At 66.5% G+C, this 8721-nt stretch carries 10 protein-coding genes, 1 other RNA gene and 1 pseudogene; 7 read left to right on the plus strand and 5 right to left on the minus strand.

The window, feature by feature from the left end:
- Positions 1–179: 179 nt before the first annotated feature.
- The gene (locus tag G315_RS0111510; RefSeq protein ID WP_018169361.1) at positions 180–929 is read right to left on the minus strand and encodes a glutathione peroxidase; all 750 of its coding nucleotides are present in this window, start codon (positions 927–929) and stop codon (positions 180–182) included.
- A 264-nt stretch (positions 930–1193) separates the two neighbouring features.
- Between G315_RS0111510 and ffs the strand changes: the two genes are divergently transcribed.
- From ffs to G315_RS0111535, 6 genes are all read left to right on the plus strand, one after another.
- An RNA gene (ffs, locus tag G315_RS14360) (signal recognition particle sRNA small type) lies at positions 1194–1290 on the plus strand.
- 86 nt (positions 1291–1376) lie between these two features.
- A complete protein-coding gene (gene dnaX / locus G315_RS0111515; RefSeq protein WP_018176410.1) occupies positions 1377–3221 on the plus strand; it encodes a DNA polymerase III subunit gamma/tau in 1845 nt (614 codons plus the stop codon).
- A gap of 51 nt (positions 3222–3272) precedes the next feature.
- On the plus strand, positions 3273–3599 hold the full coding sequence (locus G315_RS0111520) for a YbaB/EbfC family nucleoid-associated protein (protein ID WP_018146146.1): 327 nt from the start codon (positions 3273–3275) through the stop codon (positions 3597–3599).
- 22 nt (positions 3600–3621) lie between these two features.
- Positions 3622–4212 (plus strand): recombination mediator RecR, encoded by a 591-nt coding sequence (recR, locus tag G315_RS0111525; protein WP_018146145.1) that lies wholly within the window; start codon positions 3622–3624, stop codon positions 4210–4212.
- A gap of 33 nt (positions 4213–4245) precedes the next feature.
- Positions 4246–4590, plus strand: coding sequence for a histidine triad nucleotide-binding protein (locus tag G315_RS0111530; protein WP_018169363.1), 345 nt, complete (start codon positions 4246–4248; stop codon positions 4588–4590).
- A gap of 30 nt (positions 4591–4620) precedes the next feature.
- On the plus strand, positions 4621–5415 hold the full coding sequence (locus tag G315_RS0111535) for a hypothetical protein (protein WP_018176409.1): 795 nt from the start codon (positions 4621–4623) through the stop codon (positions 5413–5415).
- 311 nt (positions 5416–5726) lie between these two features.
- On the opposite strand, the gene rsgA is transcribed toward G315_RS0111535, so the two are convergent.
- Genes rsgA through G315_RS0111550 form a run of 3 tightly spaced genes read right to left on the minus strand, consistent with a single transcriptional unit; the run spans position 5727 to position 7299 of the window.
- Positions 5727–6623 carry a ribosome small subunit-dependent GTPase A gene (rsgA, locus tag G315_RS0111540; protein WP_019612553.1) on the minus strand — a complete coding sequence of 299 codons (897 nt, stop codon included), beginning with the start codon at positions 6621–6623 and terminating at the stop codon, positions 5727–5729.
- A gap of 27 nt (positions 6624–6650) precedes the next feature.
- Complete coding sequence (locus G315_RS0111545; protein WP_018146141.1) at positions 6651–6986, minus strand: 4a-hydroxytetrahydrobiopterin dehydratase; 336 nt, start codon at positions 6984–6986, stop codon at positions 6651–6653.
- The gene (locus G315_RS0111550) at positions 6979–7299 is read right to left on the minus strand and encodes a cytochrome c (protein ID WP_018146140.1); all 321 of its coding nucleotides are present in this window, start codon (positions 7297–7299) and stop codon (positions 6979–6981) included. Before G315_RS0111550 ends, G315_RS0111545 begins: the two co-directional genes overlap by 8 nt.
- A 128-nt stretch (positions 7300–7427) precedes the next feature.
- Here G315_RS0111550 and orn point away from each other — a divergent pair, with 128 nt between their 5' ends.
- On the plus strand, positions 7428–7991 hold the full coding sequence (gene orn, locus G315_RS0111555) for an oligoribonuclease (protein ID WP_018146139.1): 564 nt from the start codon (positions 7428–7430) through the stop codon (positions 7989–7991).
- A 314-nt stretch (positions 7992–8305) separates the two neighbouring features.
- On the opposite strand, the pseudogene G315_RS14830 reads toward orn, so the two are convergent.
- Positions 8306–8511, minus strand: a pseudogene (locus G315_RS14830) (hypothetical protein).
- Between the last annotated feature and the right edge of the window lie 210 nt (positions 8512–8721).

Here is an 8721-nt window from a genome sequence, read left to right on the forward strand (position 1 = left end):
CGGTCAACGTTGGGTTTAGTCGAAGTTTCGCATAACGACCGCGGTCGTTACGGTCGTCAGGGTTTGCCATCCGTGTCCGGACGTCCGGATGGGTCGACGTCCGGACACGGATGGCCACCTGTGGGAGCAGATGGCCACCCGGGGCGGGCCGTGGACCCGCCCCGGGTGGTGGCGACGAGTTACGCCGCCTTTTTCTCGCGGGAGATCCACTCCTGCAGATCTTCCGCGCCGCCGATGCGGTGCCCGCCGACGAACACCTGCGGCACGGTCATCGCACCGGTAGCCGCCCGCAGGCTGCGCAGGCTGGCGTCGCGACCCAGCACGATCTCCTCGTAGTCGAGACCGGCGTTCTCCAGCATCTCCTTGGCGCTGGCGCAGTACGGGCAGCCCGGCTTGGTGAAGACCACGACGTCTTCGGGGCAGGCCGCGTCCGGGGCGACGTGGGCGAGCATCGTGTCGGCGTCGGAGACGACGAAGGGGTCGCCCGGCTCGTCCGGCTCGATGAACTGCTTCTCGATCACGCCGTCGCGCACCAGCATGGAGTAGCGCCAGGAGCGGTGACCAAAGCCAAGGTCGCTCTTGTCGACCAGCATGCCCATCTGTTCGGTGAATTCGCCGTTACCGTCGGCGATGAAGGTCACCCGGTCGGCCTGCTGATCGGCCTGCCAGGCTTCCATCACGAAGCCGTCGTTGACCGAGATGCAGACGATCTCGTCGATGCCATGCTGCTTGAGCACCGGTGCCAGCTCGTTGTAACGCGGCACGTGGGCGGACGAGCAGGTCGGGGTGAATGCGCCCGGCAGGGCGAACACGACCACGTTGCGACCCTTGAACAGGTCTTCGCTGCGGACGTCATTCCAGTCGTTGTCCTTGCGGCAGCGGAAGGTGACTTCCGGGACGCGCTGACCTTCGCGATTTTCGAGTTCCATGTTTCGTACTCCTGTTTGGGTGTTAATTGCAGTAGACCAGAAAGAAGATTTGGGTTCGGTCGAGGCGATGCCCGACTGCGAGACTCAAGATAAGGGCTGGCCTCTCATTGATCCAGTTTTCGTTCTCTATACGGTTGTTAGTTTCGGGCTATCGTCAGTTCCGGCCCTTTGTGGCGTCTCAAGGTTGACGCGTCCGCCGGAAATGCGGAAGCTTGCCGCCCGGATTCGGAAAGCCCGAATCGCGGTCCGCGTTATGGTGGTCCGTATCAGTCCCCTCGCGACGACAGGTTGTGAACCCCGCCAGGCCCGGAAGGGAGCAACGGTAGCAACTGCGTCGGGCGCCGGGGTGTGGCGGGTGCGGGCCACCACCCTTTTCCTTGCGGCCCAGATTCCTGCGGTGATTGCCCCGCACCCGGGCACGCAACAGACTCCACTGACGGGGGAGGCATGAGTCACCAGGTTCTAGCCCGCAAGTGGCGTCCCTCGCGCTTCGAGGACCTGGTCGGGCAGCCGCATGTGGTGCGCGCCCTGGCCAATGCCCTGAGCGGCGAACGCCTGCACCACGCCTACCTGTTTGCCGGTACCCGCGGGGTGGGCAAGACCTCCATTGCCCGGATTCTTGCGCGCTGTCTCAACTGCGAGACCGGCGTGACGGCCACGCCCTGCGGCGAGTGCCGTTCCTGTGTGGAGATCGCCGAGGGTCGCCACCTCGACTTGATCGAAGTGGATGCCGCCTCGCGCACCCGGGTGGACGATACCCGCGAGCTGCTGGATAACGTCTCCTATGCCCCGACCACCGGGCGCTTCAAGGTGTACCTGATCGACGAGGTACACATGCTCTCGGAGAAGAGCTTCAACGCCCTGTTGAAGACTCTGGAGGAGCCGCCGGAACACGTGAAGTTCCTGCTGGCGACGACCGATCCGCAGAAGCTGCCGGTCACCGTGCTGTCGCGCTGCCTGCAGTTCAACCTGAAACCGATGCCGCCGGCGATGATCGCCGAGCACCTGACCCGGATCCTGGCCGCCGAAGGCGTCGAGGCGGAGCCGGGTGCCCTGCTGCGTCTGGGCGAGGCGGCCGAGGGCTCGATGCGCGATGCCCTGAGTCTGACCGACCAGGCGATTGCCTATGGCGGCGACCGCCTGAGCGAATCCGACGCCTGCGACATGCTTGGATTGCTCCCGCGCACGCGACTGGCCGCGCTGCTGGATGCGGTGTTTGCCGGGGACGGCCTGGCCCTGCTGGCGGGCTTGGCGGAGCTGGAGACGCTGGGACCCGACTGGTCGCGCCTGCTGGACGAGCTCGCCGCGCTGGTGCATCAGGTGGCGGTGCAGCAGGTGGCCGGTGCCACACCGGCGGCGGGCGAGGAGGCGCTGGTCTGGGCACACGAGGCCGCCGGCCGGGTCGACCCGGAAACGATTCAGCTGACCTATCAGATCCTGATCCACGGGGTGCGTGATCTGCCCTACGCGCCGGACGCGCGCATGGGCGTGGAGATGACATTGCTGCGCCTGCTGGCCTTTCGCCCGGAGCCAGCCCCGGGGTATGGGGAGGACGAGGGCCAGGCCGAACGCCGGCCGGCCACGGTGCGCGGGGAAGCGTCTGCGCCGCGCGCCGCGCCCTCCCGTAATGCCGCAGCGGCGGCGCGACCCGCTGCAGTCGAACCGGCCGTGTCGAAATCGGCCGCGCAGGCGGCCTCGCGCAGCGGTGAAAACTCGCCGCCGCCCCGCGAGCGGGTGAGCGAGCCGCCACCTCCGCGGGAGGCACCCACACCGCCGGTGCACGCCGATGAGCCCACGCACCGGGAGTCGTCGCCGCGACAGGCCACGCCGGCGGCGTCTTCGACTGCGGAACCGGTCGCACCCGCCGTGGCCGCAGACGGGATGTTCGACTGGCACCGTTTTGCCGAGGGTCTGCCCATGGGGACGGTGCGCGAACTCGCCCTGCACGCGGAGCTGCGCAAGCATGACCAGGAGTGCGTGGTGATTGCGGTGGCTCCGGGTACGTTATGTACCGACCGGGCCAGGACCCGCCTGAAGGAAGCGCTGGAGAAGACGCTGGGGCACTCCCTTCGCCTGGAGATTGTCAACCAGTCCGAACCGTCGGAGACGACACCCGCGGCGCGGCTTGCGGCGGCCTCGGCAGAGCGTCAGGCTAGCGCCGAGACGACCATGCGCGAGGACCCGGTGGTCCAGGCCCTGGGCCAGGAATTTGGCGCCGAACTGGGCGCGGTGCGCATTCGCGAAACCAACGAAGACAACTCCGCGGGCGACGCGTCGTCGGCCCCGCGCTAACCCGTCGAATACGGACAAACCCGCCTTTGTGCGGGGCAGGAGATCGAACCGATGATGAAAGGTGGCATGGGTGGCCTGATGAAGCAGGCCCAGAAGATGCAGGAAGACATGCAGAAGGTGCAGGCCGAGCTGGCCGAGATGGAGATCGAGGGCCAGGCCGGCGGCGGGCTGGTCAGCGTGGTGTTGACCGGCAAGTACGCCGCGCGCCGCGTGAAGATCGACCCCAGCCTGTTCGACGATGATCGCGACATGCTCGAAGACCTGGTGGCCGCCGCGATCAACGATGCGGTGCAGAAGGTCGAGTCCACCACGCAGGAGCGCATGGGCAGCCTGACCGAGGGCATGGGCCTGCCGGCCGGCATGAAGCTGCCGTTCTGAACCGGCGGAGCGGGCGCGCCTGATGGAAGCGGAACTGGACGAGCTGGTCCAGGCGCTGCGCTGCCTCCCCGGGGTCGGGGCAAAGTCGGCGCGGCGTATGGCGCTGCACTTGCTGGAGCGCGACCGCGAGGGCGCGCGGCGCCTGTCGCGGGCGGTGGACGAGGCCGTGGCGCGCATCGGGCATTGCTCGGTATGCCGCACGCTGACCTCGGCCGAGACCTGTTCGCGCTGCGCGGACCCGGAGCGCGATTCGCGGGTGGTTTGCGTGGTAGAGAGCCCCGGCGACGTGCTGGCGATCGAGTCGGCCACGGATTTCGGCGGTCGCTTTCACGTTTTGCTGGGCCGGTTGTCGCCGCTGGACGGGATTGGCCCGGAGGAGCTGGGGCTCGACCGACTGGAGGCCCGCTTGCAGGCGGAGGGTGTGGAGGAGCTGATCCTGGCGACGAACACGTCGGTAGAGGGCGAGGTGACCGCGCATTACCTCGCGGAGATGGCCGCACGTCACGGGATTCGTACCACGCGTATCGCCCAGGGTATCCCCAGCGGCGGCGAGCTGGAGTACATCGATGCCGGCACCCTGGCGCATGCACTTTCGGGTCGGCGCGAATATTGATGCGTGGTAATATTTTGATACAGGAGTAGCGGCATGACGGATTGCGTGTTCTGCAAGATCGTGGCGGGCGAGATCCCGGCCCGGGTGGTGTTCGAGGACGACGCGGTGCTGGCCTTCGAGGATCTGAATCCGCAGGCGCCCGAACATGTGCTGGTGATCCCGAAAACGCACATTGCCACGCTGAACGATTTGAGCGCTGCGGAGGCCCCGGTGATCGGGCAGATGGCCCGGGCCGCGGCGGAGATCGCACGCGATCGCGGATTTGCGGAGAACGGTTATCGAACCGTGATGAATTGCAACGACCACGGTGGGCAAACGGTCTACCATATACATATGCATGTCCTCGCTGGGCGTGCACTGAGCTGGCCCCCCGGCTAGCGGCCAGGAACGACAACACGGATTGCTGGTGTGACGCGACAAGGATCGAACGGTGCAGCCCTGAAGCGGCCGCAGGCACAATGCCTGCGGCCGCTTCGTGCGCGCGCGTGGCGCTCGGGCTGGTTCGTGGCTTCGCTGGTGGTTGCGGGTCTCGCACTGGGCACGGGCGCTGCCAGCGCCGCCGACCGTTACTCGCTGGTTGCGCCACCCCAGACCCAGGGGATCGGTGGGGCGGGGGTGACGTTGCGCGACGAGCCGGAAACGGGTCGCGACACCGAATCGCGCTACCGCCTGTCGGTGCGCAGTACCGGCGATGCCTCGGCCCTGGACGAGGCCGACAATGCCTTAGGCGGGACACGCCTGTTCGAGGCGGTGGGTGGCTATCACCAGGAACTGGGTGGGGGCTTCGGCTACGGCCTGAATCTTGGGGTGGGTATGGAGACGCGCCCGGACTGGAACGAACTCGGGCCGTCCGGTGAGTCCACCGCGTACTTCACCGATTTCAGCTTCGGGCCCACCTTCGCCTCCGGGCGTTTCGACAGCCAGTTCCGGGTGGGCGTGCGCCAGCCCCTGTCCAGCGAGGATCGGGATCTGGGCTTCGGCTACGGTGATCGCAGTCGCGAGACGGGCCGCACCGCCGGTTACCTGAGCCTGGATGGCCGCCTGCGTCTGCAGAACCAGTCCGAGCTGTCCCTGAGCCTGTACTACGACGACTATTCGCTGAACTCCGCGGATAGCTGGCTGGCCGATCGCCTCGAGTTTGACGGCGTGAGCCGCGAGCCGGCCTCCTCGGTCATCGGCGTCGAGATGGGCCTGACCTTCTGATCCCGGTCCCCCCGGCCGCGACACCTGCCACACGTTCCGCCGCAACTCTCACTGCACGCCACCGTGCGGCCTCCCCGAGTTCGTCTGGCGCAACCACGACGTACACGAAGGCACGAAGAAGCGCTGGAAAAGCGATTCACAGGGCATTGGGAGGTTGGAAGAAATCCCGACTGGAATTCGTTGACTCGCACGGATCGTTGCGGGGCGCCACCGAACACGCGGTTGCCAATGCCTTTCTTCGTCCAGGCTTCCCCTTCCCGTTAATCGCTTTGTAACCCAGGGTGTTCTTCGTGCGCTTCGTCGAGGAAAAGTTACCCGCGCGCGCGGTTCTGGGCGGGGATCTCGGCGGCGAGGGCGTGCCAGGCCTGCAGGCGTGCGGCGGGGAGTTCGCCGGCCTCGATCGCGGCCAGTACCGCACAACCGGGCTCGCTCTGGTGGCGGCAGTCACGGAAGCGGCATTGATCACCGCGCTCCGCGATGTCCGGGAAGCCGCGCTCCAGGGTGTCCAGGGACGGGATTTCGGGCGTGAAATCGCGCACGCCGGGCGAGTCAATCCAGGCGCCGCCGTTGGCCAATGGAAACCACTGGGCGGTGACCGTGGTGTGGCGTCCCTCGCCGGAGGCGGCCAGGTCGCCAGTGGTTGGCGCGATCGCGTCGACGATCCCGTACTGATCGAGCAGCGCGGCGACCAGCGAGGACTTTCCGACACCGGACTGCCCGACCAGGATGTTGGTCTGGCCGGCCGCAGCCGCCGCCAGGTCGTCCAGCCCGAACCCGCTTTTGGCGCTGACGAATAGCGGATCCAGGTCCAGCTGGCGGTAGGCGTCCAGCCACTCGGGCCGGGCCGCGGGCCCCTCGTCCTGCTTGTTGATCAGCAGGCGGGGGCGGGCGGGCAGGTTGAGGATGGCCACCAGGAAGCGGTCGATCAGGTTGCGCGAGGGTGCCGGTTCCGGCGCGATCACAATCCACACGCAGTCGATATTGGCTGCGATGACCTTGCGCCGGCCGAAGCCGTCGCGGCGCACGAGCACGTTGTTGCGATCCAGCTGGCGGGCCACCTCGTCGCCGGTGGCATCCAGCTCGACCAGGTCGCCGCAGGCGAGGTCGCGGAAGCGGCGGTGCAGGCGTAACCGACGCGGGGCCTCGTCGGGCCCCGCGATGTCGGCCATCTGGTTGTGGCGGGCGAAGACCCGGGCGATCTGCGTCAAGCTCGTACTCGGCCGTGGCGGGAAGGGTTAGTCGAACAGGGCATCGACGCGCGCGGCACAGATAAAGTCATTCTCGCTCAGCCCGCCGATGGCATGGGTCGAGAACTCCACCGCACAGCGGTTGAAGCCGACCGCCATGTCGGGGTGATGATCCTCGCCATGCGCGATCCAGGCGACGGCGTTCACAAACGCCATGGTTTCGTGGAAGTTCTTGAACTTGAAACTGCGCTGGATGCTCTTGCCGGCTTCGTCGATACCCCAGGCATCGTGCACCTGTTCCAGGGCGCGTTCCGCGTCTGCGCGAGGCATCGGGGCGGTCATGCCCTCGCAGGACTCGCAGTGTCGGGTCTTGAGATCACTCATCGAACTGGTAGTACTCCGCGTTGAGGTAGGCGACCACGGCATTGACCTCGTCGTCGAACCAGTTGGTACCGAGATTCACGTTGCAGTTGTTAACCTGGGCCACCAGTTCGTCGTGCGAGCCGACCATGCGGTTCGATCGCGTGTAGAGGTCGGAGCCATCGCCTCCGACCATGTCGGCGTGACAGCTGATGCAGTTGTCGCTGTGCAGCTCCTGTCCCATGCGGATGTCATCCGCCAGCGCGATATTCGCGCCGCTAAGGCTCAGGGCCAGCGCGGCAGTGCCGGCGGCAATACGTGCGTTGGTATGTCGCATTGTTCCCTCCTGATCACGGGGGTTGGAGTCCGGGGCCACAGGCCCCGCAACCATGATGATAGACTCCTGCGGCATATGAAAGGGCCGTGGTCGTCACACGACGGCCTCCCCGCGAAGGAGTACGCGACATGGCCGTGAATGCCGAAAACCTGATCTGGATCGATCTCGAGATGACCGGTCTGGAGCCGCAAACCGACCGGATCCTGGAGGTGGCGACCATCGTCACCGACAAGGACCTTAACATCCTGGCCGAAGGGCCAGTCATTGCCCTGTACCAGCCGGCCGAGGTGCTGGAGGGGATGGACGAATGGAACCAGCGCACCCATGGAACATCGGGACTGATCGAACGGGTGCGCAACAGCTCGTCGGACACCCGCGATGCGGAGCAGGTGACCCTGGAGTTCCTGGCGCAGTATGTGCCGAAGGGGGCCTCGCCGATGTGTGGCAATTCCATCTGCCAGGACCGGCGCTTCATGGCGCGCCTGATGCCGGATTTGGAGCAGTACTTCCACTACCGCAATCTGGATGTCTCCACCTTGAAGGAGCTGGCGCGGCGCTGGGCCCCGGACGTGATCGCGCAGTTGCGCAAGAACGCGTCGCACCAGGCCATGCAGGATATCCGCGATTCCATCGACGAACTGCGCCTGTACCGCGAACGCTTCATCCAGCTCCCGCCGGCGTCGCAGAACTAGCCTCCCGTCCTTCCAGGTCCCATGGTGCACTCGGCGTGTGTGCTGCGTGGCGCACCGGCCGGGCCCGGTTCTTCCTCGGGTGTTTATGGTGGGCTCTGTCCGGCGCCGACCCGGGAGGCTGGTCCCGGTTCATCCTCAGTGTTTACTTGCCTCTGGTCCGCCGCCTGCCACGCGCTCTCTCGCGAGCGCACCGCGAGGTACTTTCTTGCTTGCCCAAGAAAGTACCCAAAGAAGGGCCCTCGGATTCCGCCCGGGAACCTTGCTCCAGGGCCCTCGGGCCGGCGGCGCTGAACTCGCTGCGCCTTCGGCTCCGCTCAGACATCCAGCGCCTTCTCCCGGCCCGAGGACCCTTCCGCAAGGGGCTCCATACGGGAAGAGCAGGTCAAGACAGAAGGTGTTCCGTCCCCCGGACATAACAATAGGCAATGCCGTCCGAAGGCCCCGGCGCCCGCTTCGCGGGCGCGGCACGCAACGGCCAAAGGCCGAGCGTGCCGAAGATGCTCGAAGACCTAGCCATCATCCACTGGCAAGAACGCTGGGATCGCCGTTGTTTGGACCTGCCTCCCCGTTGTCGTCGCGCCGAGTGGAGAGGGTTTTCGCGGGATTCAAGGCGCTGGATGTCTGAGCGAAGCGCAGCGTAGCGAGTTCAGCGCCGCCCGCGAAAAGCCTCGGAGCGAGGGAAACCCCGGCCCGCACAGCGGGCCGGGGTCGCGGCAGTCGGGCGTGTTTC

Origin of the sequence: Thioalkalivibrio sp. AKL7 (genome assembly GCF_000381705.1) — a bacterium.
In the GTDB taxonomy this organism is placed as follows: Bacteria; Pseudomonadota; Gammaproteobacteria; order Ectothiorhodospirales; family Ectothiorhodospiraceae; genus Thioalkalivibrio; species Thioalkalivibrio versutus.

What these genes read in the sequence shown, in the direction of transcription:
- G315_RS0111510 (WP_018169361.1), bottom strand. Translation starts at nt 929, where the DNA reads ATGGAACTCGAAAATCGCGAAGGTCAGCGCGTCCCGGAAGTCACCTTC.
- dnaX (WP_018176410.1), top strand. Translation starts at nt 1,377, where the DNA reads ATGAGTCACCAGGTTCTAGCCCGCAAGTGGCGTCCCTCGCGCTTCGAG.
- G315_RS0111520 (WP_018146146.1), top strand. Translation starts at nt 3,273, where the DNA reads ATGATGAAAGGTGGCATGGGTGGCCTGATGAAGCAGGCCCAGAAGATG.
- recR (WP_018146145.1), top strand. Translation starts at nt 3,622, where the DNA reads ATGGAAGCGGAACTGGACGAGCTGGTCCAGGCGCTGCGCTGCCTCCCC.
- G315_RS0111530 (WP_018169363.1), top strand. Translation starts at nt 4,246, where the DNA reads ATGACGGATTGCGTGTTCTGCAAGATCGTGGCGGGCGAGATCCCGGCC.
- G315_RS0111545 (WP_018146141.1), bottom strand. Translation starts at nt 6,986, where the DNA reads ATGAGTGATCTCAAGACCCGACACTGCGAGTCCTGCGAGGGCATGACC.
- G315_RS0111550 (WP_018146140.1), bottom strand. Translation starts at nt 7,299, where the DNA reads ATGCGACATACCAACGCACGTATTGCCGCCGGCACTGCCGCGCTGGCC.
- orn (WP_018146139.1), top strand. Translation starts at nt 7,428, where the DNA reads ATGGCCGTGAATGCCGAAAACCTGATCTGGATCGATCTCGAGATGACC.